The 26,009-nt window shown below is 70.3% G+C and carries 25 protein-coding genes and 5 tRNA genes; 20 read left to right on the top strand and 10 right to left on the bottom strand.

The annotated features are described in order from the left end of the window. Positions 1-28: 28 nt before the first annotated feature. Complete coding sequence (locus KBX21_RS14970) at positions 29-274, bottom strand: DUF2630 family protein (protein ID WP_049567204.1); 246 nt, start codon at positions 272-274, stop codon at positions 29-31. A 537-nt stretch (positions 275-811) separates the two neighbouring features. Here KBX21_RS14970 and KBX21_RS14965 point away from each other — a divergent pair. Further along, entirely contained in the window at positions 812-1,102 is a 291-nt protein-coding gene (locus KBX21_RS14965; RefSeq protein WP_017546773.1) for a metal-sensitive transcriptional regulator, read from the top strand. A 71-nt stretch (positions 1,103-1,173) separates the two neighbouring features. After that, positions 1,174-1,875 (top strand): metal-sensitive transcriptional repressor family protein, encoded by a 702-nt coding sequence (locus tag KBX21_RS14960; RefSeq protein WP_210842274.1) that lies wholly within the window; start codon positions 1,174-1,176, stop codon positions 1,873-1,875. Here the strand turns inward: KBX21_RS14960 and KBX21_RS14955 are convergent. Continuing rightward, positions 1,860-3,236, bottom strand: a complete 1,377-nt coding sequence (locus KBX21_RS14955; protein WP_210842273.1) for an NAD(P)/FAD-dependent oxidoreductase — start codon at positions 3,234-3,236, stop codon at positions 1,860-1,862. The genes KBX21_RS14960 and KBX21_RS14955 overlap by 16 nt on opposite strands. Before the next feature lie 301 nt (positions 3,237-3,537). Here KBX21_RS14955 and KBX21_RS14950 point away from each other — a divergent pair, with 301 nt between their 5' ends. After that, positions 3,538-4,029 (top strand): hypothetical protein, encoded by a 492-nt coding sequence (locus tag KBX21_RS14950; protein ID WP_210842272.1) that lies wholly within the window; start codon positions 3,538-3,540, stop codon positions 4,027-4,029. Positions 4,030-4,104: 75 nt separating this feature from the next. On the opposite strand, the gene KBX21_RS14945 is transcribed toward KBX21_RS14950, so the two are convergent. Further along, the gene (locus KBX21_RS14945; protein ID WP_210842271.1) at positions 4,105-5,571 is read right to left on the bottom strand and encodes a catalase; all 1,467 of its coding nucleotides are present in this window, start codon (positions 5,569-5,571) and stop codon (positions 4,105-4,107) included. A gap of 106 nt (positions 5,572-5,677) precedes the next feature. Continuing rightward, positions 5,678-6,283 carry a TetR/AcrR family transcriptional regulator gene (locus KBX21_RS14940; protein ID WP_049567217.1) on the bottom strand — a complete coding sequence of 202 codons (606 nt, stop codon included), beginning with the start codon at positions 6,281-6,283 and terminating at the stop codon, positions 5,678-5,680. A gap of 121 nt (positions 6,284-6,404) precedes the next feature. On the opposite strand from KBX21_RS14940, the gene KBX21_RS14935 reads away from it, so the two are divergent. The 7 genes from KBX21_RS14935 to KBX21_RS14905 all read left to right on the top strand — a co-directional run bounded on the left by KBX21_RS14935 (position 6,405) and on the right by KBX21_RS14905 (position 14,570). Then, positions 6,405-8,030, top strand: coding sequence for a carboxyl transferase domain-containing protein (locus tag KBX21_RS14935; RefSeq protein ID WP_247665771.1), 1,626 nt, complete (start codon positions 6,405-6,407; stop codon positions 8,028-8,030). 7 nt (positions 8,031-8,037) lie between these two features. After that, positions 8,038-10,125: a biotin carboxylase N-terminal domain-containing protein gene (locus tag KBX21_RS14930; protein WP_210842270.1), complete on the top strand. Its 2,088-nt coding sequence runs from the start codon at positions 8,038-8,040 to the stop codon at positions 10,123-10,125. Beyond that, the gene (locus KBX21_RS14925) at positions 10,122-11,279 is read left to right on the top strand and encodes an acyl-CoA dehydrogenase family protein (RefSeq protein WP_210842269.1); all 1,158 of its coding nucleotides are present in this window, start codon (positions 10,122-10,124) and stop codon (positions 11,277-11,279) included. Before KBX21_RS14930 ends, KBX21_RS14925 begins: the two co-directional genes overlap by 4 nt. Positions 11,280-11,466: 187 nt before the next feature. Continuing rightward, positions 11,467-11,616, top strand: coding sequence for a hypothetical protein (locus tag KBX21_RS14920; protein ID WP_210842268.1), 150 nt, complete (start codon positions 11,467-11,469; stop codon positions 11,614-11,616). Then, positions 11,609-13,171, top strand: a complete 1,563-nt coding sequence (locus tag KBX21_RS14915) for a serine/threonine-protein kinase (RefSeq protein WP_210842267.1) — start codon at positions 11,609-11,611, stop codon at positions 13,169-13,171. Before KBX21_RS14920 ends, KBX21_RS14915 begins: the two co-directional genes overlap by 8 nt. Positions 13,172-13,614: 443 nt before the next feature. Next, complete coding sequence (locus tag KBX21_RS14910) at positions 13,615-14,301, top strand: hypothetical protein (protein ID WP_049567249.1); 687 nt, start codon at positions 13,615-13,617, stop codon at positions 14,299-14,301. 110 nt (positions 14,302-14,411) lie between these two features. Beyond that, positions 14,412-14,570 (top strand): hypothetical protein, encoded by a 159-nt coding sequence (locus KBX21_RS14905; RefSeq protein WP_199776457.1) that lies wholly within the window; start codon positions 14,412-14,414, stop codon positions 14,568-14,570. Between the two features lie 102 nt (positions 14,571-14,672). Here KBX21_RS14905 and thrS read toward each other — a convergent pair whose 3' ends face one another. Further along, the gene (thrS, locus tag KBX21_RS14900; RefSeq protein ID WP_210842266.1) at positions 14,673-16,649 is read right to left on the bottom strand and encodes a threonine--tRNA ligase; all 1,977 of its coding nucleotides are present in this window, start codon (positions 16,647-16,649) and stop codon (positions 14,673-14,675) included. Between the two features lie 556 nt (positions 16,650-17,205). Here thrS and KBX21_RS14895 point away from each other — a divergent pair. After that, positions 17,206-17,511: a PGPGW domain-containing protein gene (locus tag KBX21_RS14895; protein ID WP_199776458.1), complete on the top strand. Its 306-nt coding sequence runs from the start codon at positions 17,206-17,208 to the stop codon at positions 17,509-17,511. A gap of 150 nt (positions 17,512-17,661) precedes the next feature. Here KBX21_RS14895 and KBX21_RS14890 read toward each other — a convergent pair. After that, positions 17,662-17,735: transfer RNA gene (locus KBX21_RS14890), tRNA-Val, on the bottom strand. A 476-nt stretch (positions 17,736-18,211) separates the two neighbouring features. Here KBX21_RS14890 and KBX21_RS14885 point away from each other — a divergent pair. After that, complete coding sequence (locus KBX21_RS14885; protein WP_017546787.1) at positions 18,212-18,634, top strand: SsgA family sporulation/cell division regulator; 423 nt, start codon at positions 18,212-18,214, stop codon at positions 18,632-18,634. A 91-nt stretch (positions 18,635-18,725) separates the two neighbouring features. On the opposite strand, the gene KBX21_RS14880 is transcribed toward KBX21_RS14885, so the two are convergent. Continuing rightward, on the bottom strand, positions 18,726-19,568 hold the full coding sequence (locus KBX21_RS14880; protein WP_210842265.1) for an aminotransferase class IV: 843 nt from the start codon (positions 19,566-19,568) through the stop codon (positions 18,726-18,728). Positions 19,569-19,968: 400 nt separating this feature from the next. On the opposite strand from KBX21_RS14880, the gene KBX21_RS14875 reads away from it, so the two are divergent. From KBX21_RS14875 to KBX21_RS14855, 5 genes are all read left to right on the top strand, one after another. Then, complete coding sequence (locus KBX21_RS14875) at positions 19,969-20,400, top strand: roadblock/LC7 domain-containing protein (RefSeq protein WP_049567257.1); 432 nt, start codon at positions 19,969-19,971, stop codon at positions 20,398-20,400. Positions 20,401-20,562: 162 nt separating this feature from the next. Next, positions 20,563-20,635: transfer RNA gene (locus tag KBX21_RS14870), tRNA-Gly, on the top strand. Positions 20,636-20,706: 71 nt separating this feature from the next. Continuing rightward, positions 20,707-20,779, top strand: a tRNA-Gly gene (locus KBX21_RS14865). A gap of 47 nt (positions 20,780-20,826) precedes the next feature. Next, a tRNA-Cys gene (locus KBX21_RS14860) sits at positions 20,827-20,901 on the top strand. Positions 20,902-20,921: 20 nt separating this feature from the next. Beyond that, a tRNA-Val gene (locus KBX21_RS14855) sits at positions 20,922-20,995 on the top strand. Between the two features lie 164 nt (positions 20,996-21,159). Here the strand turns inward: KBX21_RS14855 and KBX21_RS14850 are convergent. Together KBX21_RS14850 and KBX21_RS14845 are read right to left on the bottom strand one after the other, a co-directional pair. Beyond that, the gene (locus KBX21_RS14850) at positions 21,160-22,071 is read right to left on the bottom strand and encodes an SDR family NAD(P)-dependent oxidoreductase (protein WP_210842264.1); all 912 of its coding nucleotides are present in this window, start codon (positions 22,069-22,071) and stop codon (positions 21,160-21,162) included. 20 nt (positions 22,072-22,091) lie between these two features. Then, positions 22,092-22,811: a TetR/AcrR family transcriptional regulator gene (locus KBX21_RS14845; protein ID WP_210842263.1), complete on the bottom strand. Its 720-nt coding sequence runs from the start codon at positions 22,809-22,811 to the stop codon at positions 22,092-22,094. Between the two features lie 237 nt (positions 22,812-23,048). Between KBX21_RS14845 and KBX21_RS27225 the strand changes: the two genes are divergently transcribed. Next, positions 23,049-23,231, top strand: a complete 183-nt coding sequence (locus tag KBX21_RS27225; RefSeq protein ID WP_374225728.1) for a TetR/AcrR family transcriptional regulator — start codon at positions 23,049-23,051, stop codon at positions 23,229-23,231. Between the two features lie 178 nt (positions 23,232-23,409). Continuing rightward, positions 23,410-23,649, top strand: coding sequence for a hypothetical protein (locus tag KBX21_RS14835; RefSeq protein ID WP_210842261.1), 240 nt, complete (start codon positions 23,410-23,412; stop codon positions 23,647-23,649). Positions 23,650-24,120: 471 nt separating this feature from the next. Here KBX21_RS14835 and KBX21_RS14830 read toward each other — a convergent pair whose 3' ends face one another. Then, positions 24,121-24,612 carry a MarR family winged helix-turn-helix transcriptional regulator gene (locus KBX21_RS14830; protein WP_210842260.1) on the bottom strand — a complete coding sequence of 164 codons (492 nt, stop codon included), beginning with the start codon at positions 24,610-24,612 and terminating at the stop codon, positions 24,121-24,123. Positions 24,613-24,708: 96 nt separating this feature from the next. Between KBX21_RS14830 and KBX21_RS14825 the strand changes: the two genes are divergently transcribed. Then, the gene (locus KBX21_RS14825; RefSeq protein ID WP_210842325.1) at positions 24,709-25,611 is read left to right on the top strand and encodes an alcohol dehydrogenase catalytic domain-containing protein; all 903 of its coding nucleotides are present in this window, start codon (positions 24,709-24,711) and stop codon (positions 25,609-25,611) included. Positions 25,612-26,009: the final 398 nt, after the last annotated feature.

Genomic DNA, 26,009 nt, shown 5'->3' with positions numbered 1-26,009 from the left:
GGGCCGCTGGTTTCGTGCCCCTGATCGGCTACTGCCGGTAGTTCTCCACCTCGGAGACGGGCCGGACGCGGGCCTCCTCGGGGTCCTGGTCGTACTCACTGCGGGCCCGGCGCTGACGGAGGAGGTCCCAGCACTGGTCGAGGGACTCCTGGACCTCCTTCATCCGGCTCCGTTCCTCCGGGTCGAGTCCTCCCTGGGTGGAGCGGAGCGCGTGCTCCTCGTCCATCAGGCCGCGGATGGTCGTCATGATGTCCTGCTCGGGGTTGTCGCTCATACCGTCATGGTCCGCGCGGCGCCGGGACCGGGGCAAGGGGCCCGGTCCCGGGATTGCCCAGGTCAGACCGAACGTTTACGCGCGACCACGAGGGCCGGGATCGGGGCGCCGCCGCCGGGCCACCGACCACCGACCGCCGCGGGACCGGTGCCGCCCCGGGCAGCATCGGCCGCTCGTACCGCGGATCCGCCCGGGTGGCCGGCGCCTGGCGGGCGGCTCGGACGGAGGACGCGTAGGGTGTGGCTGGCCGCGCCACCGCGTCAGGGCGCTAGGGCGCTCCGGCCCGTTCCTCGCTCCCGGCGGCCCGCATCCCCACTCGCGACAGGGCACCGCCAACCAGGACGAACCCTCGACGGCCGCTGACGGCGGGGCGGCCGACCCCGGCGGTCTGGGAAACTTCTCGTACGGCCTGGTTGGTGACAAATGGTTCGCCGGTCGACGGCCGGAAGGGCGGAATAGACCGCGAAGCTCCCCGCTTGAATACCTTCAGGGGGTATTGTTATGGCAGCTGAGCAGGAACAACACGGAGACGGTGGCATGGCGGCGAACCACGGTTACAGCGACGACAAGCAGAGCCACATCAACCGGCTCCGCCGTATCGAGGGTCAGATCCGGGGTCTCCAGCGGATGGTCGAGGACGACCAGTACTGCATCGACATCCTCACCCAGACCTCCGCGGTCAACAAGGCGCTGCGCTCCTTCGCCCTGTCCATGCTGGACGAGCACCTCAAGCACTGCGTGGCGCACGCCGTGGCCAACGGCGGCGACGAGGCCGACGAGAAGGTCCGTGAGGCCTCCGACGCCATCGCCCGCCTGGTCCGCTCCTGACCGCCGGGCCGGCCGCGACCGGACCCGGCCATCCGCCGTCCCCTGCCCCGCACCAGGGCTAACGTACCGGTATGTCCCCCGAAGACCCCCCTGAACAGACCTCCGACGGAGCCGACGCCGACCACCGGGCCGCCGAGGAGAACGGGCTCGCCCAAGCGCTGGAACGCCGCCTTGCGCTGCCGGTCCTGGTCTGCGCGGTGGTCTCCGTCCCGGCGGTCTTCCTCGGCATGTGGGGCGAGGGCCGGTGGGCCGAGCTCGGGCACCGGGTCAACTGGCTGGCCGGGCTGGTCCTGTGGGCCGAGTGGATCCTGCTCATCGCGCTGGCCGAGAACAAGCTCGGCTGGCTGCGCACCCACAAGTGGAGCACGTTCGTGGCGGCGGTGACGCTGCCCGCCGTGGTCTTCGCGCTCGGACCCGCCCAGGTCCTGCGCCTGCTGCGCACGGCCGGAACCCTGCGCCTGCTCCGCGTCACCCGGATCGTCGAGGCCGGCGGGGTCCTGCGCCGCCGCATGGGACTGACCGGGACACGCGGGACGGTGGTGGCCGTGGCCACCACCGCCCTGTCCGCCGTCTTCGTCGCGGCGGTCCTGTCCGATCCGACATCGACCAGCCGCCGGTACGCGGAGTCACTGGTGTCGGGAACGGGGGCCTGGCCCGTCATCCTGGCGGTCGTGGTCCTCGCGGGCGCCACCGCCCTCGTGGTCGTCCGCCGTTGGCGCCGGACCCGCGCCCCCTCCCCCGACGGGGGCGACGCGGATCAGTCCTCGCCGTAGCGTTCCCGTTCGTTGTCGAGCAGGCGGGCGCCCTCGGATCGGGACGTTCCCGAGTCCAGGTAGTCGACGGCCTCGTTGGCCACGAACGACGACGGTCGGCCGTCGTCGGCGAACCCCATCCGGGACACCTCACTGCCGAGGAAGGCGCGGATGCCCCAGTTCGCGACGATCCGGGCCCGTGCGGTCCCGGACGGGACCGAGGCCACGTGGTAGCCGCGCGTGGCCGCCAGCGCGGGCAGGCCGCTGAGGTCGAACTGCATGATCCGGGCCAGCGCGTCGCGCCCGCTCAGGTCCACGACCAGGCCCATGTCGTGGTGGCGGAACTCCTTCAGCGGCCGCCCGAGCACCGAGTTCACCACGTTCTCGGCGGCCGTGGAGGCCTGCCGGCTGGCGTACTGGGCGGTGGGCGGGCAGTAGGCGCTGTCGGTGTGCGAGAGGTTGGGCACCGCGGCGGCGTCACCGATCGCGAACACGTCGGGCTGCCCTGGCACGGCCAGGTCGGTGCCGACCTCCAGGCGCCCGGCCTGGGTCGGCTTGCCGAGGGTCTCCATCAGCGGGCTGGGCGTGATGCCCGCCGTCCAGATCAGGGTGCGGCAAGGGAGCGCCCTGCCGTCGGTGAGCACCACCTTGTCGGCGGTCACCTCGCGGACGCTGACCTTCATCTTCACCTCGATCCCGAGGTTGCGGAGCAGGTCGACGGCCTTGCGGCCGAGCCGGTCGCCGAGCTGGGGAAGGACCTTCGGGGCGATGTCGACGAGGTGCCAGCGGATGACCGAGCGGAGTTCTGGGTAGCGCTGGGCGGCCTCCTGGCAGAGTCGCATGAGCGAGGCCGCGGTCTCCACCCCGGTGTAGCCGCCGCCGACCACGACGAACCGGCAGCGCTCCTCCCGTTCGACCGGGTCGCGCGAGTCGTTGGCCAGCTCCAGCTGGGAGAGGACGTGGTCCCGCAGCAGCACCGCCTCAGCGAGGGTCTTGGCGCCGTAGGCGTGCTCGGTGAGCCCTGGGATGTCGAACTCCCGGGTCATGGAGCCCGGGGCGAGGACGAGCCGGTCGTAACGGCAGGGTGCGAGTTCACCGGTGGGCCTGCGCACCACCACCGTGCGGTGGCGAGTGTCCACCCCGACGGCGTGGCCGGGGACGAGCCGGGTCTGCTTGGTGAGCCGGTGCACCGACATGACGACCGACTGCGGGGTGAGCAGGCCGGAGGCCACCTGCGGCAGCAGCGGGCTGTAGAGCATGTAGTCGTGTGGTGCCACGAGCGCGATGTCCGCCGCTCCTGCGGGAATGTGCCGCTCCAGGTGACGGATGGTGTGGAATCCACCGAAACCCGAGCCGACCACCACGATTCGAGGCCGAGACATAGGTACACCGCTCCTTCTTCGGGTCGGGGGCGGGACGCCTGACGCGTCTGTGGGCCGTCGATCGCGGGCGTACCCACTTCACCGCTGCCGAATGTACGGGCGCAGGGGCGGATTCCCCTCACTCCCACACGAGCCGTTCCGGGGACTTTGTCCGCCATTGGCACACGGCCCGAAAGACATACGGGGACTTCACGGCGGCCAGACCCGCCATTGGTGTCCCACACCCGAGACTGGATAACTATGTGTGGTCATGCACTTACGGAACGTGCTGACCCGTGTCACAGAGAGGGGCAAGAACTCAATGCGTGCCTTCACCAGGATCACCACCGCCGCTGTACTGGCCGGGGGAATGACCTTCGCCGGCGTCGGAGCGGCCCAGGCCGACCCGAAGGACGAGGTCGCCCAGCCGGTGGGTGAGGTCGCCCAGCCTGCAGGTGAGGTCGCCCAGCCCGCGGAGGAGGCCACCGGCTCCGCCGAGAACCTCTCGCCCGAGGCCGAGGCCCTGCTCGCGAACCCCCAGGTCCAGGAGATCCTGGCCAACGAGGAGGCCGTCGCTCTGCTCGGCGACGCCGACTCCCTGAAGTCGCTCCAGGCACTCATGGAGCTGGAGGACCCGACCGCGGCCCTGGCCGCACTCGAGCTTCCGGTCGCCGCCGAGAACCTTCCCGTCAGCGCGGAGGAGGCCCCGGTCGCCACCGACGAGGTCACCGGCCAGCTCCCGGCCGAGGCCCCGGCCACCGGTGACGTTGCCCAGCCGGTGGAGGACGCCGTGGGCGGCGTCGGCCTCAGGTAGGACCGGATCCAACGTGAGGGGGCGGGTGATCGTGGCCACCCGCCCCCTTCCGACTGCCGTCCGGGACCCGAGGGTTCAGCTCCGGTTGACCCCCTCGGCCACACGGGCGCCGATCCCGGGATCGATGTCGCTCCAGTACTTCAGGGCGCGCTGGAGGATCCCCTCGTCGGTGACCGCGCTCACGTGGCCCACGATGTTGGAGACCAGTCGGTCACGGGCGGCGTCGTCCATGACGTGGCGGATCAGCGCGCGCGGCTGGGAGACGTTGTCGTCGTCCTCGCGCAGCCGGTAGGCCTCCCGCAGGAGTTCGGAGGCCTCCACCTTCCACCCGGCCTCCTCCACGCCCTCCTGGCGGGCGGCGTCGGGACCGCCGTAGGAGTTGGGGTGGTAGACCTGCCCGGTGTCCGGGGCGTAGTGGCGCATCGCCCCGTCCTTGCCGTAGGAGCGCACCGGCGCGTGGGGACGGTTGGGCGGGAGCTCGTCGTAGTTGACCCCGATCCGGTAGCGGTGGGTGTCGGGGTAGGAGAACATGCGGCCCAGCAGCATCTTGTCCGGTGAGGCGCCGGTGCCCGGCACCATGTTGGACGGTTCGAAGGCGGCCTGTTCGATGTGGATGAAGTGGTTGTCCGGGTTGCGGTCCAGGGTCATCCGCCCGACCTCGATCAGCGGGTAGTCACCCTTGGGCCAGACCTTGGTGAGGTCGAAGGGGTTGTACCGGTAGCCCGCCGCCTCGTCGATGGGCATGATCTGCATGCTCAGCGTCCACGACGGGTGGTCGCCGCGTTCGATCGCCTCGAACAGGTCGCGGCGGTGGTGGTCGGCGTCCTCACCGGCCATGCGGTCCGACTCCTCCTGGGTGAGGAAGTCGTTGCCCTGGTCGGTGCGGAAGTGGTACTTGACCCAGAACCGCTGCCCCTTGGCGTTGATCCACTGGTAGGTGTGCGAGCTGAACCCGTCCATGTTGCGCCAGGTCCTCGGGACGCCCCGGTCGCCCATCAGCCAGGTCACCTGGTGCGAGGTCTCCGGCGACAGCGACCAGAAGTCCCACTGCATGGTGTTGTCGCGCAGGCCCGTGCGGGGGTCGCGCTTCTGGGAGCGGATGAAGTCCTGGAACTTCTGGGGGTCCCGCACGAAGAAGACCGGCGTGTTGTTGCCGACCATGTCGAAGTTGCCCTCGCGCGTGTAGAACTTGAGCGCGAACCCGCGCGGGTCGCGCCAGGTGTCGGGGCTGCCCATCTCCCCTGCCACCGTGGAGAAGCGGGCGAGCATCGGGGTCCGGCGCCCCGGCTGGAAGAGGTCGGCACGGGTGTACTCGCTGACGTCGTTGGTCACCTGGAACGTGCCGTAGGCGCCGCTGCCCTTGGCGTGCACCACCCGTTCGGGCACTCGCTCACGGTTGAAGTGGGCCATCTTCTCGACGAGGTAGGCGTCGTGGAGGACGATGGGGCCGTCGCTGCCCACGGTCAGTGAGTGTTCGTCGCTGGGTGCGGGGATTCCCGCGTTGGTGGTGGTGCGCTCGGACTCCGGTCGCTTGTCGACCATGAACGATCCCCCTTGTGGAAGTGGACGCGCGCGTCCCGGATGTCGGGTCCGGGAGACTCGTGCGCGGGCCTACCCACGTGAGGGTCAAGCCAAGTACCTGCGGATATCAACTCGGCTTTGGCGCGGTGTCCTCGGCGAGCAGGGCGGCGGACCCCATCCTCAGCAGCAGGGCGGACATCGCGCCCCGGGACAGCGGGCCCCGGCTGTGCGGGGTGGAGTTGAGCAGACCGAACGCGGCGTGCACCGAGGCTCGCAGGTCGGCGCGCGGGGACCCGGGGCGGAGTTCGGCGAGGACGGTCACCCACTCCTCCACGTAGCCGCGCTGGAGGCGGCGGACCCGGCGGCGGTCGTCGTCGGTGAGGTTGACCAGTTCGCGGTCGTGCACGGTGATGAGGTCGGGTTCCCCGAGGGAGAACTCGATGTGTCCGCGCAGCAGGGCCTCCAGGGCCTCCTCGGGGCCGTCCGCGCCGGTGACGAGCTCGCGTCCCCGGCTGGCGAGGCGTTCGCTGATGTCCACGAGGACCTCGCCGAGCAGCGCCTCCTTGCCGGGGAAGTGCCGGTAGAGGGCGGGCCCCGTGGTGCCCACGGCGCGCCCGAGGTCGTCGATGGTCACGCCCCGGTAGCCGTGCGCGGCGAAGAGCCGGGCCGCCGCCCCCAGGATCGCCGTTCTCCGCTCGCCCGTGGGCCGCTGACCCTGGGGTGCCGTCGCCATCCGTCCGCCTCTCGCCGCCCGTCCGCGTGGTCCGCGCCACCCGGACCCTGGACACCCATGTTAGTAGTTACTAACATCACCTCTGTTAGTGAGCATTAACATCCCTCCACGAGAGGACACCATGAGCAGGGCACCTGTGCTCGGTTCGGCGGTAGACACCGCCGGTCCCGCGTTCGCCGCCAACGACGCCGCGAACCGCGCGCTCTCGCTGGAGCTGCGGGAGCGGATCGCGACCGCGGCCCTCGGCGGCCCCGAGAAGACCAGAGCGCGCCACGTCGAACGCGGCAAGCTCCTCCCCCGCGACCGGGTCGACCTCCTCCTCGACCCGGGTTCCCCCTTCCTGGAGATCGCACCGCTGGCCGCCCACGGCCTCTACGGAAGGGACGGCCAGGACGCCCCCGGGGCCGGGATGATCGCCGGGATCGGCCGCGTGGCCGGGCGGGCCACCGTGGTGGTGGCCAACGACGCCACCGTCAAGGGCGGCAGCTACTACCCGATGACGGTCAAGAAGCACCTGCGCGCCCAGGAGGTGGCGCTGCACAACCGCCTCCCCTGCGTGTACCTGGCCGACTCCGGTGGCGCGTTCCTGCCCATGCAGGACGACGTCTTCCCCGACCGCGAGCACTTCGGCCGCATCTTCTACAACCAGGCCACCATGTCCCGGGCGGGCATCCCGCAGATCGCGGCGGTCCTGGGCTCGTGCACGGCGGGCGGCGCGTACGTCCCGGCGATGAGCGACGAGGCGGTGATCGTCCGCGAGCAGGGCACCATCTTCCTCGGTGGCCCGCCCCTGGTGAAGGCGGCCACCGGCGAGGTCGTCACCGCCGAGGAGCTGGGCGGCGGCGACCTGCACTCGCGGGTCTCCGGGGTCACCGACCACCTCGCCGACGACGACGCCGACGCCCTCACCAAGGTGCGGCGGATCGTCGACACCCTGGGCCCGCTGGACCCCCCGGCCTGGGAGACCCGCGAGCCCCGCCCTCCGGCGCTGGACCCCGAGGAGCTCTACGGTGTGGTCCCCGCCGACACCCGCACCCCCTACGACGTGCGCGAGGTCATCGGCCGCGTCGTGGACGGCAGCGAGTTCACCGAGTTCAAGTCCGAGTACGGCACCACCCTGGTCACCGGGTTCGCGCACGTCAACGGGCACCCGGTGGGGATCGTCGCCAACAACGGCATCCTGTTCGCCGAGTCCGCTCTCAAGGGCGCGCACTTCATCGAGCTGTGCGACCGGCGTTCCATCCCGCTGGTCTTCCTCCAGAACATCTCCGGGTTCATGGTCGGCCGCGACTACGAGGCGGGCGGCATCGCCAAGCACGGCGCCAAGATGGTCACCGCCGTGGCCTGCGCCCGCGTCCCCAAGTTCACCGTGGTGATCGGCGGGTCCTTCGGCGCGGGCAACTACTCCATGTGCGGTCGCGCGTACTCGCCCCGCTTCCTGTGGATGTGGCCCAACGCCCGCATCTCCGTGATGGGCGGGGAACAGGCCGCCTCCGTGCTGTCCACCGTTCGCCGCGACCAGATGACGGCGCGCGGCGAGGAGTGGTCGGCCGAGGACGAGGAGGCCTTCAAGGCGCCCATCCGCGACCAGTACGAGGAGCAGGGCAGCCCGTACTACTCCACCGCGCGCCTGTGGGACGACGGGGTCATCGACCCCGCCGACACCCGCGACGTGCTCGCCATGGCCCTGTCCGCCGCCCGCCACGCGCCCCTGGAGCCGGTCGGCTACGGCGTCTTCCGGATGTGAGGAACCCTTGACCACCACACCACAGACCGCCGCGTCGCGCGGGAGTGTCACGCGCGTCCTGGTCGCCAACCGGGGCGAGATCGCGCTGCGCGTCATCCGCACCCTGCGCCGCATGGGCGTCAGCCCGGCCGCCGTGTACACCGACGCCGACTCCGGGGCGCCGCACACCCTCGCCGCCGACGTGGCGCTGCGGGTCGACCACTACCTGGACGCCGACGGAATCGTCGCCCTGGCCCTGGACTGCGGGGCCACCGGGGTGCACCCCGGGTACGGTTTCCTGTCCGAGAACGCCGGGTTCGCCCGCGCCTGCGTGGACGCCGGGCTGGTCTTCGTGGGCCCGCCCGCCTCGGCGATCGAGGCCATGGGCGACAAGATCCGCGCCAAGGACACCGTGGCCGCCGCCGGCGTGCCGGTACTGGGCGGATTCACCGAGAAGCCCGGTCAGCCGATGGACGACGACGCCCTGCTGCGCGCCGCCGAGGAGACCGGCTACCCGCTGCTGATCAAGCCCTCCGCCGGGGGCGGCGGCAAGGGCATGCGGGAGGTGCGCTCGCCCGACACCCTGGTCGCCGACGCCGCCGCCGCCCGCCGCGAGGCGCTGGCCTCCTTCGGCGACTCGACCCTGCTGGTGGAGAAGCTGGTCCAGCGGCCGCGCCACATCGAGGTGCAGGTCCTGGCCGACGGCCACGGCAACGTCCTCCACCTGGGCGAACGCGAGTGCAGCCTCCAGCGCCGCCACCAGAAGGTGGTGGAGGAGGCCCCCTCCCCGCTGCTCAGCGAAGCCCAACGCGCCGCCATGGGCGAGGCCGCGGTGGCCGCCGCCCGCTCCTGCGGCTACGTGGGCGCGGGCACGGTGGAGTTCATCGCCGAGACCGGCCCCGGCGGCGAACTGTCCTACTCGTTCCTGGAGATGAACACGCGCCTCCAGGTCGAGCACCCGGTCACCGAGGAGGTCGTGGCCCTGCGCGGTGAACGCGGCGTCGATCTGGTGGAGCTCCAGGTCCGCGTCGCCTACGGGGACGCGCTGCCCTTCGCCCAGGAGGACGTCTCCTGGATCGGGCACGCGATCGAGTCCCGCGTGTACGCCGAGGACGCCGACCGGGGCTTCCTGCCCTCAGGCGGGCCGATCCTCCTCCTGGAGGAGCCCTCCGGGCCCCACGTGCGAGTGGACTCGGGGATCGCCCAGGGCGGGGCGGTGACCTCGGACTTCGACCCCATGCTGGCCAAGGTCATCACCTGGGGCGCGGACCGCGCCGAGGCCCTGCGGCGGATGGACACCGCGCTGGCCGCCCACACGCTCCTCGGCTGCGTGACCAACACCGCCTACCTGCGACGGCTGCTGCGCCACCCCCGCGTGGTCGCCGCGGACCTGAGCACCGACCTCATCGCCACCGACCCGCCCGAGGGCGCCCCCGACCTGCTTCCCGCCGTGTACGCGGCGGCCGCCCTGGACCACCAACTGGACCTGGAGGGCCCGCCGGACCCCGACCGCTTCGCCGTCCCGGACGGCTGGCGCATGGGCGGTCCCGCCTGGACCCCGTGGCGGCTGCGCGCGCCCGGGCACGGGGCCGCCGTGGTGCGGGTGCGGCGCGACGGGGCGGCCGGGCACTACCTGGTCCAGCTGGAGGACCACGCCCCCGTCGCCCTCAGGGGCCACCGCTCCGCCGACGGGACCCGGCTCACCGTCACCGACTCCAGCGGCACCCTCACCTACGCCCGTGCCGACGAGCCCGGAACGGACCACCGCTGGCTGGGGCTCGGCGGCGCGGCGTGGAGCCTGCACGAGGAACCGGTGGCCGCCGCCCTGCGCGAGGACGACGCCGCCGCCGACGGCACCGTGCGCAGCCCCATGCCGGGCACCGTGCTCGACGTCCCGGTCACGGTGGGCCAGGAGGTCTGCGCCGGGACCACCCTCGCCGTGGTCGAGGCGATGAAGATGGAGCACTCCGTGCCCTCACCCGTTGACGGGACCGTCGCCACCGTGGCGGTCCGCCCCGGGGTGTCGGTGCCCATGGACGCGGTCCTGGTCACCGTCGAACCCCTCTCCGCGTCGGCCGAGGACCCGGCCGCCACCCTTTCCCAGGAGCAGCGATGAACCGCCACGAACTCTCGACCGAGCACGCCGACCTCCGGGCCGCCGTGGAGACCTTCGCCCAGACCGAGGTCGCGCCGGTGATCGGCGACTTCTACGAGCGGGGCGCCTTCCCGTACGACATCGTCGCCAAGATGGGTCAGATGGGCCTGTTCGGGCTGCCGTTCCCCGAGGAGCACGGCGGCATGGGCGGCGACTACTTCGCCCTGTGTCTGGCCCTGGAGGAGCTGGCGCGGGTGGACTCCTCCGTGGCCATCACCCTCGAGGCCGGTGTGTCCCTGGGCGCGATGCCGATCCACCGCTTCGGCACCGAGGAGCAGAAGAAGACCTACCTGCCCAGGCTGACCTCGGGCGAGGCCCTCGGCGCCTTCGGACTGACCGAGCCCGACGGTGGTTCCGACGCCGGAGCGACGAGGACCACCGCACGGCTGGAGGACGGCCAGTGGGTGATCAACGGGACCAAGTCGTTCATCACCAACTCGGGTACCGACATCACCGCCCTGGTCACCGTGACCGCCGTGACCGGCAGGCGTGAGGACGGGCGCCCGGAGATCTCGTCGATCCTCGTTCCCAGCGGCACGCCCGGCTTCTCCGTCGGCCAGAAGTACTCCAAGGTCGGCTGGAACGCCTCGGACACCAACGAGCTGGTCTTCGAGGACTGCCGGGTGCCCGAGGCCAACCTGGTCGGTGAGCGCGGCCGGGGCTACGCCCAGTTCCTGCGCATCCTGGACGAGGGCCGCATCGCGATCGCGGCGCTCTCGGTGGGGCTGGCGCAGGGCTGTGTGGACGAGAGCGTGCGCTACGCCCACCAGCGGCAGGCCTTCGGGAACAGCATCGGCCGCTACCAGGCGATCCAGTTCAAGATCGCCGAGATGGAGGCCCGCGCGTACGGCGCCCGCCTGGCCTACTACGACGCGGCCTCCCGGATGCTGGCCGGTGAGCCGTTCAAGAAGGAGGCGGCCATCGCCAAACTGATCGCCTCCAACGCGGCGATGGACAACGCCCGCGACGCCACGCAGGTGTTCGGCGGCTACGGCTTCATGAACGACTACGCCGTGGGCCGCTTCTACCGGGACGCCAAGATCCTGGAGATCGGTGAGGGCACCAGCGAGGTGCAGAAGATGCTGATCGCCCGCGAGCTCGGCCTGCCCGCCTAGTCTTCGCGGTCCCGGGGCGCCGTCCGGAGGAAACGACGCCCCGGGGGCCACCGCCCTCCCGCCGTGGAGGGCCGAACTTTTCGGGGCTCCGGCGCGTCAACCGTGCTGGAGCCCCTCGCGTGTGACCGACCGGTCACTGGGAGAATGAGGCTCGCTTTCGGACCCCTACCCCCGAGGTTTCGACACAGTGACACCCGCTCCCCACTCCGACGGCCTCCTGCCCTCCGAGCCGTCCGCGCGGACCTCGACCGATCCGGCCCGGAACCGGATCGTCGGCGCCAGCCAGGTGCCCTGGTCCCACCACCGTCTCCCCGAACGGGAGGAGCGGCATGGGTAGGCGCGGCACGGTCCCGGTCGTGCGCCCTCTCAGCGCCCACGACCCGGCCCGGCTGGGACCGCACCGACTGGTCGGGCGGCTGGGCGCCGGGGGGATGGGCACCGTCTACCTCGCGCGCCCCTGGATCGGCCCTCCCGTCGCGGTCAAGGCCGTGCACCCCGAACTGGCGGACGAACCCGAGTTCCGTTCCCGGTTCGCCAGGGAGGTCGACGCCCTGAGCCGGGTACGCAGCCCGTTCGTCCCTCGCTTCGCGGGAGCCGCACCCCATGCGGAGGTGCCCTGGCTCGCCACCGCTTACGTGGACGGGCCCACGCTCAAGGATCAGGTGGAGAGGGGCGGCCCGCTGCGCGGTGGCACCCTGACCGGACTCGCGGCGGGGATGGCGGCGGCCCTGGCCGACATCCACGCTGCCGGGGTCATCCACCGCGACCTCAAACCGAGCAACGTGATCCTCTCCCCCGACGGCCCGAGGGTCCTGGACTTCGGCATCGCCGGGACGCTGGACGGCACCGCGCACACCGGCGGTGTGATGGGCACCCCGGGCTGGATCGCCCCGGAACGCTTTCGAGGAGCCCCCGCGACGGCCGCCTCGGACGTGTTCTCCTGGGGACAGCTGACCGCCTACGGCGCGACCGGGCGCAACCCCTTCGGGCGGGGGGACCCCGCGGCCGTCGTCCGCCGCGTGATGCGAGGTGAGGCCGACCTGGACGGCGTGCCCCGGGAACTGGTCTCGCTGGTGCACGCGTCCCTGAGCCCCCTCCCGGGGTACCGGCCCGCCCCGCACGAGATCCTCGGTGTCCTGGGGAACGGCCGCGGAGTGCCGGACACCGGTGTCGTGGCCACCCGCATCGTGCGCGAGGAGTGGTCCTCGGCCGCAGTCAGCGGAGCCTCCCGGCACCGGCGTCTCCTTCGGCGAGGAGCGGCCGTCCTGGCGGTGGCCACCGTCGTCACGGCGGGCACGGTCGTGGGCGTACGGCACGGCGGCACCGGAGAGTCCCCCGACCGGATCGGGATGTCCGGCGTGAACGAGGGTGATGCCCGACAGGGCGACGTGACGGCCCGGACCGGGCGCTGGCCGCCTCCCGAGGCCACCGAGACGGCGGTCAACGCGGGACGACGCAACGAGGTGGGGACCGAGAGACGAGGAGACGGCTCCCAGGCGCGGGAGGCACGGGCCGAGTTCACCATGGGCGCCCCCGGCCGCGACGGCGCCACCATCAGCGTCTTCGCCCCGGAACGGTCCCCGGACGGGACCCTGGTCTTCCAGGGGGAGTTCCACGGCGACCCGGATCCCTCGTACGAGTACGGGTTCGCCAAGGAACAGTTCACCGTCCTCACGGAGGAGGGGGACCACTCCCCCAGTCACTTCCCCGTGGAGGAGGCCGACGAGGCCGGTGTCCGCTTCTCCGTGGGGTTCGGCGGAGCGCCGGACACCGGGCTCCTCGTCGTGCGCGAGAACGGTTACGTCGACGAAGTGGACGGTGCCCCGCCGGTCGGGGTCTGCTACAGCGTGGCGGACGCGGAGTTCTCCGTTGACTACACACGGTGCACATGAGGTCGGTGGCGGCCGACTCCCGAACCCGGTCCTCCGAGGACTCGGCTGGCCACTTCCGGACATCCTCCCCCGCGCCACCGAACGGGCGGGGGGCTCGCGCCAGGGGACAAAGCGCACCCCGGAGCCCCACGAAGCCACACCCCGGAACCCGTACCGGGCAGTGCTTCCGTTCTCCGGGCGGCTGATCCCGACTCGGGACCCAGGGGCTGCGCCCACGGTCGCGAGAAGCCGGAAACGGGCCCCTGATCACGGAGCGTACACACACCCGAGCGCATCGGAGTAACCGGCCCAAGGGGTGACAAGGGCCGTCAGGCAGCACAGAATGGAGTCACACGGCCGGTGCGAGCCCCCTGTTCTTCGGGCTCACCGAGACCCGGCCCGCCACGGCGGGCCCGCCACGGGTCCCCGGCCGCTTCACCGTTCCCCACCGGAGGAGACACCGGATGGAAGGCGCACTGTCCCTGATCGCCCTGGTAGCCGTCGTGGTGTCGGCCGGGGCGATCACGGTCGCCGCGCACTTTCGCAAGGAACGGGTCACCGAGCTCCAGAGCTGGGCGCGTGGACACGGATGGCACTACACCGAACACCACCCGCGCCCCCTGGAGGAGGCCACCCTTCCCATCGCCCTGCACGGCCCGGACCCACGTGTGCGGCACGTGCTCACCGGCCGACGCGGCGCGCACCTGGTCACCATGTTCGAGCTCACCCACTCCGACCCGAACGCGCGACGCGGCGTGGGGCGCCCACGGCGCACCCACCGCGTCGTGGCCGTGCACACCCCGGGACCCGGATCCGACCTGGAGATCCGCCGACGCGACCTGGCGCGCACCGTCTCCCTCGACGCCAGCGGAGGGCCCGGGGAGGTTCGCCGCTCGTTCGCCGAGGCCTTCCACACCGTCGGCTCCGACGACCGCTTCACCGAAGCGGTCCTGGACCACGACACCGCCTCCTGGCTGCTCTCGGACTCCCGTTCCCGTTCCTTCCCGGTGCGCTTCACCGGCGGCCACGTCCTCACCTGGGCGACCCTACGACTGGACCCCGACCGCGCCCTGGCGGCGGCCGACTACCTGATCGAACTGGTCAGCCGGGTGCCCGCCCGCGCCTGGGCGCACGACACCGCCGGGTCCTGAACCACACCACCGACCCGGTCACGGCCCTGAGCGACGACCCCGAGCGTGCGCCCCTGTCGCAGGGGGCCGATAAAATCCGGCGTACCCCAACGCACAAGGAGCAGTACCCCATGAGCGACCCCAACGCCACGCACCGCATCTCGCGCGCGGACCTGTTCCGCGACGACGAGGAGGAGACCACCCAGGACCCCAACGCCACCGCGCAGATCTCCCGTGAGGACCTCTTCAAGGACGACCAGGACCCGAAGAGCCCGCGTGAGCGCGGCTGACCGGCCCCTCCCCGCCACGACGGAGCGCCCGCCCCCACACGGGGGACGGGCGCTCCTCTCGTCCTCGGCGTACGCGCGCCCTGCGGCGGCGCTCCGCCGCCCCTAGGGGCGGCGCTCGCGGACGGCGGCGATGATCTCGGCCACGGCCTCGTCCACGGGCACACCGTTGTTCTGGGAGCCGTCGCGGTAACGGAAGGAGACCGCCTCCTTGCTGATGTCCTCGTCACCGGCCAGCAGCATGAAGGGGACCTTCTGCTTCTGCGCGTTGCGGATCTTCTTCTGCATCCGGTCGTCGCTGGAGTCGACCTCGACCCGGATCCCCTCGGCGCGCAGCTTGGCGGCGACCTCCTGGAGGTAGGGGACGTGCTCGTCGGCGATGGGGATGCCCACCGCCTGCACCGGGGCGAGCCACGCCGGGAACGCCCCGGCGTAGTGCTCCAGCAGGACGGCGAAGAACCGCTCGATGGAACCGAACAGGGCACGGTGGATCATCACCGGTCGCTGACGGGTGCCGTCGGCGGCGGTGTACTCCAGGTCGAAGCGCTCGGGCAGGTTGAAGTCCAGCTGGATGGTGGACATCTGCCAGGTCCGACCGATGGCGTCCTTGGCCTGCACGGAGATCTTCGGGCCGTAGAAGGCGGCGCCGCCCGGGTCCAGGACCAGTTCGAGGCCCTGCTTCTCGGCGGCCCGGCGCAGGGTGTCGGTGGCCTCCTCCCAGCTGGCGTCGTCACCGACGTACTTCTCCGGGTCCTTGGTGGACAGCTCCAGGTAGAAGTCCTCCAGGCCGTAGTCGCGCAGCAGCTCCAGCACGAAGGTGAGCAGCGAGTCGAGCTCGTCGGCCATCTGCTCGCGGGTGCAGTAGATGTGGGCGTCGTCCTGGGTGAACCCGCGGGCGCGGGTCAGGCCGTGCACCACGCCGGACTTCTCGTACCGGTACACGGTGCCGAACTCGAACATGCGCAGCGGCAGCTCACGGTAGGAGCGCCCACGGGCGTCGAAGATCAGGTTGTGCATCGGGCAGTTCATCGGCTTCAGGTAGTAGTCCTGACCGCCGTCGAGCTGCATGGGGGGGTACATGCCGTCCGCGTACCAGTCCAGGTGCCCCGACTTCTCGAACAGGGCGCTCTTGGTGGCGTGCGGCGAGTAGACGAACTCGTACCCGCTCTCCTCGTGCCGCTTGCGGGAGTAGTCCTCCATCACGCGGCGGATGATGCCGCCCCGGGGGTGGAAGACGGCCAGGCCGGAACCGATCTCGTCCGGGATGGAGAAGAGGTCGAGCTCGGAGCCGAGCTTGCGGTGGTCGCGCTTCTCGGCCTCCTCAAGGAAGGCCAGGTACTCCTTGAGCCTGTCCTTGGTCTCCCAGGCGGTGCCGTAGACGCGCTGGAGCTGCGGGTTGGTCTCCTTGCCGCGCCAGTAGGCGGCGGCGGTGCGCATGAGCTTGAACGCCGGAATCACCTTGGTGGTGGGGATGTGCGGCCCACGGCACAGGTCCTTCCAGCACAGCTCGCCGGTGCGCGGGTGGACGTTGTCGTAGATGGTGAGCTCACCGGCGCCGACCTCGGCGGAGGCGCCCTCGGCCGCCTCGGCCGCGCCGCCCTTGAGGCCGATCAGCTCCAGCTTGTAGGGCTCGGTGGCCAGCTCGGCGCGGGCGTCGTCGTCGGAGACGGCGCGGCGGTCGAAGCGCTGCCCCTGCTTGATGATCTGCTGCATCTTCTTCTCGATGCCCTTGAGATCGGCGGGAGTGAAGGGCTCGGCGACGTCGAAGTCGTAGTAGAAGCCGTTGTCGACGGGCGGGCCGATGCCCAGCTTGGCCTCGGGGAAGAGCTCCTGGACGGCCTGGGCGAGGACGTGCGCGGTGGAGTGGCGCAGGATCGCCCGCCCCTCCTCGGAGTCGATCGCGATCGGCTCGACGGCGTCGCCGTCGGAGAGCTCCCAGGCCAGGTCGCGGGGCTCACCGTTGACCAGGGCGGCGATCACGGTCCTGCCGTCCGCCTCCAGCGCCTGGCCCGCGGGGGTCGTGGCCGCCACCGCACGCGGGGTTCCGGCGAGGGTGATGTGCAGCTCAGACGCGGCGGACACGGTGACTCCTAGGGATGTACGTCGATGTGGTGGACACGAACCGCCCCGCGAGCGTGCGCGGGGCCGGGTGTTTCGCACCCCCGATGCTATCGGCTCCGGAAGGAGGGTGCTTCTGGTTGTCCACAGGCGCCCGGCCACTCCGACGCGGCCGCGGGAAAGTCCACACAAGGGAGAACAGTGGTGATTCGGTCGTGGAATTCGGCCGCCCCGGCCGTCCCTGTCGAAGAAGCGACGAGGCGGCCCTCCCACCCTCTGACGAGGAGGAACCCGCGCACATAGGAAGGTTCTGTCATGGATCATCACGTTTTCCGAGGTTTCTCCACTGTCCTGGGAGGAACCATTGATCCGACCCGTGAGATCGGTGAGAATCAGCAGACATCCGATCCAGCGAACCCAGCCCGACCCGAAAGCACCAGTCGCATCGACCGAATACTGTGAGCGCATGTCACCGAGCCCACCCAACGGGCCACCGGCCCCGGAGACATCCCCCACTCACCATGCCCGTGTACGACGGTGGAGGCGCCTGCGCGCACGGCTCCGCCTGTTCCGCAGACGCATGCACACCCACCCGGCCCTGCACGTGCCGTGGCGCCTCCTGGTCGGCACGGTGGGCACCGTGGTCATCCTGGCCGGGGTCGTCATGTTGGTCGTCCCCGGACCGGGGATCGCCTCGATCCTCCTCGGACTCCTCATCATCAGCACCGAGTTCCACTGGGCGCACCGGCTGCTGAGGCCCGCTCGCGTGTGGGCCCGCAGGGGTGAGAAGTGGGCGTTGAGGACCAAGGACCAGCTCCTGGAGCGCCGCCGCGAGCGCAGGGCCGCCAGGGCCGCGCGCCGTGGACGCACCGCTCCCCCGGACTGACCTCCCGAATGGGTGGGCACCTTTCCCGGTCCTCACCAGCTCCGAAACCCGCACGGGGACGCATACGCGCACGTTGCCCGAGCTTGACCCGACCAAAACAAAAAAAGAGGGGCCCGGTTCGTGCGATACGAACCGAGCCCCTCTTTACTGTGGGCGATACTGGACTCGAACCAGTGACCTCATCGGTGTGAACGATGCGCTCTAGCCAACTGAGCTAATCGCCCCGGGTTGCTGCCCCGTCCGGCCTCGTCGGCCTGACAAGAAAAACTCTAGCGCATGTTCCGGAGTGTTCGACGCACGCAAACCCGCCCAGCGGGCGCATAGCTGCGTGATCGAGGTCACATATGCTGGTCAACGGGTTCCCACGAGGCTCCCCCATCAGCCATGATCCCCGCAATGAGTAGGAGTTCCCGCCCCCGTGAACCCTCCCGTGGCGACCGCGGATCGACCTCCGCGTGACACGGGCCACTCAACATGGGGAAATCTTTGGTTTCCCCTGGTCATTACAGTGACGAAGGATCGTGGTGCCGCCAAGCGGCGCGCTGGCCCCGCAGGGCGGGCAGCGAGATCTCCGGTCCCACCGACCAAGAAAGTTCCCGTACTCACGTCATAGTCCGCGGACAGCCGCGTAGGAGCGAGTGAGGCGGCAACCGGCCCGCGCCCCAGGACTCTGGGCCGGACGAGAAAAGGTTTGGCGAACATGAACAGTAGCGACACCACTGCCACCGCCGAGCTGGGCCTGCGACTCGTGGTCCCGGAGCGCACCGCGGTTCCCCTGGTCGCGCGACTCGACTACAGCGCTGACGACCCGTACGCGATCCGCGTCGCGTTCCACACCGGCGAGGACAACCCCGTCGAGTGGATCTTCGCGCGCGAGCTCCTCACCGTGGGCATCGTCCGCCCCGTCGGCGAGGGCGACGTCCGCGTGTGGCCCTCCAAGGACGAGAGCGGCGACCGCTCGGTCAGCATCGCGCTCTCCTCGCCCTTCGGCCAGGCCGAGTTCGACACCCAGGTCTCACCGCTGGCGGAGTTCCTCCACCGCACCTACGAGATCGTCCCGGCCGGCCAGGAGGGCCAGTTCGTGGACCTCGACGAGGAGATCCAGCAGCACCTCCACTCCTAGGTACACGGGGGTCAGGAACGCAAAGGGGACGGCGCCGGGGCGCCGTCCCCTGTTTCGCGTCCACACGCGCCTCACCGCGGCGCGGCGTCCGTCACGGGTCGATGTCGGCCGCGGAGCGCTCCGCGAACACGGCCATCGCCTTCCGCGTGACCGGGCCCGGCTCCGTCGACACCTTCTGGTCGTCGATGTTGAGGATCGCCTGGACGTCACGGCCCGTGGAGGTCAGGAAGGCCTCGGTGATCTCGGGGAGTCGCCCCATGGGAACGTCCTCCTCCTCGCCGCCGAACCACTCCAGGACCAGTTCGCGGGTGATGCCCGCCAGCGGACCGGCCGAGAGCGGCGGGGTGACCAGCCTTCCGTCGAGCACCACGAAGACGTTGCTGCCGGTGCCCTCGCACAGGTTCCCCGAGATGTTGCGGAAGACCGCCTCGCTCGCGCCCCTTTGCCGCGCGTACGCGAGCGCGCGCACATTGTCGGCGTAGGAGGTCGTCTTCAGCCCGGCCAGCGCGCCGAACTCGTTGCGGGGCCAGGGCGCCAGGGCCACGTCCGTCGAGGGGGCGATACCCGGGAAGGGACCCAGGGCCACGATGGCGGTCTGCTCGCCCTGGCCCCGGTCCGAACCCAGCGGCCCGGCCCCGTCCGTGACCGTGATGCGCACGCGGGCGTCGGTGATCTCCGGGTTGGCCGCCACCGCCTGGGCGACGCCGTCGGCGATCAGCTCCAGGTCCGGCTCGTCCATGCCAAGCCCACGGGCGGAACGCGCCAGCCGCTTCAGGTGGCGGGTGAGCGCGAACGGACGGCCGTCCTGCGCGCGCACCGTCTCGAAGACGCCGTCGCCGACGGTGATCCCGTGGTCGGCCACGGGGATCCGCGCGTCCTTCTCCTCCAGCACGGCACCCCGGCCGTGACCGGCTCCCGCGATCCACACCCTCATTTCCAACCCCCACGTTCTCTGGGCCCCTGGTCGGGCCGGTGACACCCCGAATCCTGTCACCTCCGCGGTCCGTCCCGCCTGGTGATCACACTGTCGGCCCTACCCGCCGGGGCGCCACCTTGGCAAGGCCCTTGTCCGGCACCGGCCTCCGGTCCGGTAAGTCAACGGGTTTTCACATGGTGTCGGCGCTGGTCAGAGTGGCTTCTCCCGTGGAGCGGCCCACCCTGAAACGATGGCTCGTGCCGGACAGATAAGTTACGAATGACTATCATCTGGGCAACGCTTATGCGGGACCGGTGGCAGCCGCCCCCAGCCGCACCCCCTGCCGGTACACGCAGAGCCTCCCGCAGCACGCGCGTGCCCCTCGCCCACGACCGCACCAGACACAGCGAAGAGAGACATGACCCCACCGAGCACCGCCCGCGGCGAACTCAGCTGGCTGCTGGACGACCTCCTCACCCGCGCCTCGGGCACCCAACACGCCATCGTGCTGTCCACTGACGGCCTCCTCATGGCCACCTCCAGCGGACTCGACCGGCCCGCCGCCGAACACCTCTCCGCGATCGCCTCCGGTCTGCACAGCCTCGCGGGGGGAGCCAGCAAGCAGTTCTCCGCGGGGAACATCCGTCAGAGCATCATCGAGATGGACCGGGCCTTCCTCTTCGTGGCCGCCGCGGGCGAGGGCGCGTGCATGGCCCTGATGTCGGACGCCGACAGCGACGTGGGGCTCATCGCCTACGAGATGAACAAGGTGATCGAGCGGGTCGGCCAGTACCTCTCCGCCCCGCCGCGCCCCGACATGCCGTCCTCACCCGCCCACGTGGAGAAGTAGCTCCTGCCACCGCGGCGGGCCGGCCCGGCCTGCCACGGGCAGGGCGCGAAAGCCCCTGCGCGGAACCGATTTCGCACTTCCCCGAAACTTCCGCTAGAGTTCTAAACGCAGCGAGGGACGCGGCACCGGGAAGCTCCGGAGGCCCGCAACCGCACTCGCCGCGCGGACGTGGCTCAGCTGGTAGAGCATCACCTTGCCAAGGTGAGGGTCGCGGGTTCGAATCCCGTCGTCCGCTCGAGACGATTCGCCTTGTGCTTCCCCGGGTGGCACAATCGAATCGGGTTCGGGGCAACACCCCGTACACACGCGGACGTGGCTCAGCTGGTAGAGCATCACCTTGCCAAGGTGAGGGTCGCGGGTTCGAATCCCGTCGTCCGCTCGGAGTAAGGCACGCATGGGTGCCACGCGGCTCCCCCGTGCTTGTATGCCGGAGTGGCCGAGTGGTTGAGGCAAGGGACTGCAAATCCCTGCACACGGGTTCGATTCCCGTCTCCGGCTCCATGCGCACCACATTTCCATAAGGGCGATTAGCTCAGTTGGCTAGAGCACTACCTCGACACGGTAGGGGTCACAGGTTCGAGTCCTGTATCGCCCACATCAAGCGGAAGCGGGTTCCCTCGGGAGCCCGCTTCCGTCGTTTCCACGGTAGTGCCCTTCCAGGATCGGTGCCCTGCCGAACAGCCGGTCCTGTCGGCCTTCGAGGGTGGCCGCCCATCGATGAAGCGGTTCGCCTGGTCGAGCCGGGGACTCCTCCTGGGCCTAGGGCGCCATGCCGACGAGTTCCGCGCTCCGCTCCCAGAGGGCCTCGCAGCGTTCAGGGGAGAGCGTGTGGTCTGGGGTCACGACGTCCTTGCGGTCCACGAAGAAGCGGCCGTTCACGCCGTCGAGGCCAGGATCGGTCGCCACCCACACGGGGTTGTCGGCTCCCTGCTCTGGCATCTTTCGGAATGGGTTGAGCTGCACCATCGTGGTCAGGACCTTCTCCAATCCGCGTGCGTCGCGGGACAGGCCGGTCCGGGCGATGATCCCGGGGTGGGCCCCGTTGACGGTAATGCCGGTGTCCACCAGTCGGCGTGCCAGGCTGTAGACGAACATCGTGTTCATGTTCTTGGTGCGCGCATAGGCGGCGAAGGGCCGCAGACTGGGAAAGCGGCTGAGCACGCGGGCTCCCTGCGCGTGGAGGTCGTCCAGATCCACTGGGAAACGCCTCAGCACACTGGGACTTGCTCCGACCACCACGAACCGGGCGGGGCGCCCGGTGGCCGCCTCGGCGAGGGTGCGCATCAGCACGTAGGGCGCCAGATGGTTGGTGGCGAGGGTGAGCTGGTTGCCCTCCTCGGTGCGGGCGCGGATGTCCGCGGTGACCGCTGCGTTGTTGATCACCACGCTGGGAGACGTGGTCTCGGCGAGCCGGTCGGCCAGTGCGCGGACGTCCCCCACCAAGGACAGGTCGGCGCGCTCAAGCCGCAGCTCGGCACCCTGAACCCGCGAGCGGACGCGGTCGGCAGCCTCCCGTAGCGCTGTGTCGCTCCGGCCGACCATGACCACGCTCATCCCCTGGGCTGCGAGGCTACGGACGATGGCTTCCCCGATGCCGCGGGTGCCCCCCGTGACGATCGCCTGCTCGCCCTCATTGGTCCGCGATTCCCCGCCTTCAGTTCGCTCGGTCATGGTTTTCTCCTTACGACTTGTCATCCGGACTGGTCAGCGAGGGACTCCAGCCATTCGCGCAGCAGAGCGACCTCCGTTGGACGCAAGGGCTCCAGGGGACCTGGCGGCAATGCGTCCAGGAGCAGACGCGCGGGCCGGGAGACTCCGACCGCTGCGTCGTCGCCCTCGTTGTGGAACAGCGCCTGGGCGATGGTGTCGCGCACGTTCGTCGAGATCGGGTGCGTGCTGTCGGCCCGCTGGGCGACGAGATGAAGGGCTACGCCGACCGCGGCTGCGGACATGGTCTGTGTCGCTACCTCGACCGGCACCTTCAGGTGTCCGTCGGCCCCCCAGGCGGCGACCTGGCGAGCGACTTCGTCCCGCGCCACCACGGCGGCAGGAGTGGTCTGGTCCGCCTGTGGGTTGCCGAACATCAACCGGTAGTGGGCGGGGTGCTCACAGGCGAAGGACACGTGCATGTCCCAACCCGCGCGGAAATCCTCGAACACGTCGCCGCTCCACGCGACGGCGCGCTTTCGCGCGAGGTAGGTGTTGAAGCCTTCCAACACCACCGCGTCCAGTAACGCGTCCTTGTCCTTGAAGTGGTGGTAGAGGGTCGGGGCCGTGACGCCCGCTCGTGAGCAGATCTCACGCGTGGAAATCCGACCATCGGCAGACGAGGCCAGCAGAAGCTCCGCGGCGCGCATCAGTCGGGTGCGGACGTCGCCGTCGATCGCTTCTGCAGTCCCGTTCTCGCTCATGGTTAGCAACGATACCCTAGGCAAGACGAGTTTGGGTAGCGTTGATAAACACCTGAGTGCTAGAGACGTCCGCCCTGTTCGCCGAGGTGATCGGCGATCGTGTGGACCGGCTCCGCCTGATGGTGACCGCCTCGCCATCGAGGCACTCACGCCCGAGGACGAGAATCCCGTCGGGGCGGACCTGACAGCGAACTTCGGCGACTGAACGACGCGGCCACGGCGCGGACCACCCGCACTGTGGTCTGTGGTGGACCGTGGTTGGCTGATTCCCATGCCCGCACCCAGTACCAGAGGGAAAGTGACGAACGAAGGCGGGAAGTCCTGGAGGCAGCGGTCACCTGCTTTGCCCGCAAGGGCTTCAACGGAACCACGACTCATGAGATCGCCGAGAGCGCTGGCATTTCCCGGCCCTACGTGTAGCGTCTGTTCGCCAACAAGAAGGCGCTCTTCGCTGGTGCCGTCCACTTCGTCTCCGATGTGATGACGGACACTCTGGTGAGACACACGGCCGAGGCGCCGACCTCACCCAGATCACCCGCGGAAGCCCTGCGCGCGGCGAGGAGCGCCTACAGCGCGCTCATCGAGGACCGCGACGCTGATGTTTCTCATACAAGCCAACTGCGCCGCAGCCGAGCCGCTTGTCGGCGACGCGGTACACCAGTGCTACGCCAGACAGGTGGAGCTGGTTCGAGAGTTGTTGGGCCCTGACGAGGCGGCCATACGTGAGTGGTTCGGCGCCGGCATGCTCGACAACGTGGTCATCGCCCTCGGTCTCCCCAACATCGACGAGCGCTGGGCGCGCACTCTGTGTGGCCCTTCCATCGGGCAGCCTGGCTGAGTACCCCGATCCGGCCCACCCGTTGGCTCGGCCCGGCTTCGAAAGGGCCGACCCGACGCAAGATAGCGCGGTGCTCCAGGCCCGGGCCGAGGCGGAGAACTTCCCCTTGAGTTCGGGGGCCACGAGTGAGCGGTGCCGAGAGAAGCGGTCGTGTCGGGTGATCCAGGTGACGATCGCTCACATCGCCGATGAACTCAGCATCAATCGCGAGACCCCGCGCAACTGGATCCGCGAGAACGACGACGCACGCTCCCTACAGGCCAGCGCGCTCACCAGGTCCGCGCGCCCCGCCCCGGCTCCGCCACACCCGCCAGCGAGAGCCTGGAAGAAGAGAATCAGGGGCTGCGCGCCCAGGTCGCCGAGCCAACCACCTCACGAACGGATCCGGGAGGGCCCGACGTGCGACTCCCCCGCCTGCTCGGCGGCCTGGCTCAGGAAGCGCCTCAGCGTAGGGAGGACGGGTGAGGGGGCCTACCGGGATGCGCGTGGAGGCAGGAGCTCCACACAGTCCGCCCTCAGCGGGGTCAGTACCGCCTCGGTGATGTCCTCCAGCTGTTCGGACTGTTCGGTGGTCAGGTGTGCGAAGAGGTGGTCGCGCACCTGGGAGGCGTATCCCGGCTCCGTAGCGGCCACGACATCGGCACCCGCATCGGTCAGGCGGGCAAGCGTCCTGCGGGCGTCGGCGGGATCGCTGCTGCGGGTGATCCACCCTCTCTTCTGGAGCCGGGCCACGATCCGCGACAGGTGGGACGGGGTGACGCTGGCGGTGGCCGCCAGGCGGGTCATGTGAACTTCCCGGTCTTCGGTGAGCGACAGCCAACGCAGGACCTGGTACTCCGCGTGGCTGAGTCCCGCGACACGCTCCAGGTAGGCGTCCAACTCGGTCGGCAACCACATCATGACCCCGATGAGCAGGGACCACGTGCGGTCCTGCTGAGCGGACAGTCGTTCCTCTTCACCCATGCCTCCATCCTAGCGAAACTTGCGGCGGCAAGCATTCCTGCATACTGTTCCTTTCCGTGGCAAGGAAAAGCCTTGCGCGACGAGACGGGAGATCCGATGCGGGCCGCACGTTTCCATAAGTACGGAGACCCCGACGTGCTGATCGTCGAGGAAGCCGCCGAACCCCACGCCGGGGCCAACGCCGTTCGGATCAGAGTGCGGGCGGTGAGCGTGAACCCCATCGACTACCTGTTGCGCGCCGGCGCCCTGCGGGAGGCGCTCCCCATCGAGCTGCCCGCGGTGCCCGGACGCGACGCCGTCGGAGTCATCGACGAAGTCGGAGAAGGGGTCTCCGACGCCCGTGTCGGTGACCTCGTCTTCGGTCTCGGAGGCGTGAGCGACACCACGGCGGAGTTCGCAGTGCTGACGGCATGGACCGCCGTCCCTTCCGATTGGTCCATCGAGCAGGCCGCCGCCGCGGGGCTCGCATCCGCCACCGCGGCGGGGGTGATCAACGCTCTCGGGGACCTCACCGGCCGGACCCTGCTGATCGAGGGCGCCTCGGGCGCTGTGGGAAGTGCGGCGGCCGCCTTTGCCCTGGCCGCCGGAGCACGGGTTGTCGGCACTGCCCGACCCGAGAACCACCACCACCTCACCGACCTCGGAGCCGTGGCGACGACCTACGGGCCCGGATTGGCCGAACGCATCGCCGCGCTGGCACCCGAGGGGATCCACGCGGCCCTGCACTCGGCTCCCTCCGCTTCCCTGCCGGACCTGGTGACCATCGTCGGCGACGCCTCCCGTGTGGTGACCGTCATCGACAAGCAGGGAGCCGCGCGTCTGGGCGCCCGCGCGGTGGACGCCGTGAACGACTCCGCTCTCCTCGAACACGCGGCCGACCTCGGCCGACGCGGCCTGTACGTTCCCCGTGTCGACCAGGTCCTGCCCCTCGAATCCATCGCGAAGGCGCACGAGCTGGCCGCGACCGGCGTTGGAAAGGTCGTGGTCACTCTGGTCTGACCACAGGTCAACGCCGCCGGAGCCACGGTTGACGCACAGGGCACGTTGCGAGAGGGGCGGCTTCACTGGGTGTGATCCTGCAGCCTTCGGGGTCGCCGGTCCTCTGGTGGCGAACACCGCCGGGCGCGTCCTCGACAGGATCGGACCGCTCGCCCTCGGGCTGGTCGCGAACACGGTACTGGCGTTCGGTCTGGTCACGGCGGCCCTGGGGGGATGCGAAGGTCTCCCAAAGCCCTCCTCACCCGAGGTTCCCTCCACGGGACCCTCGGGTGAGGGCTCGGAGACACCATCCACCGTCCGCACCCGCTCTGTGCTGGCGGGCCGGGGTGAGCGGAGACCACGGTTCGGGGGGGCTCATCGTCGAGGGCACCCCTCAGACGACGATTGCCGAGCCGCGG

It is taken from the genome of Nocardiopsis sp. B62, from assembly GCF_018070675.1.
In the GTDB taxonomy this organism is placed as follows: domain Bacteria; phylum Actinomycetota; class Actinomycetes; order Streptosporangiales; family Streptosporangiaceae; genus Nocardiopsis; species Nocardiopsis prasina.
The sequence above is the reverse complement of the archived record's forward strand: the minus strand, read 5'-3'. Positions and strand labels throughout refer to the sequence as shown.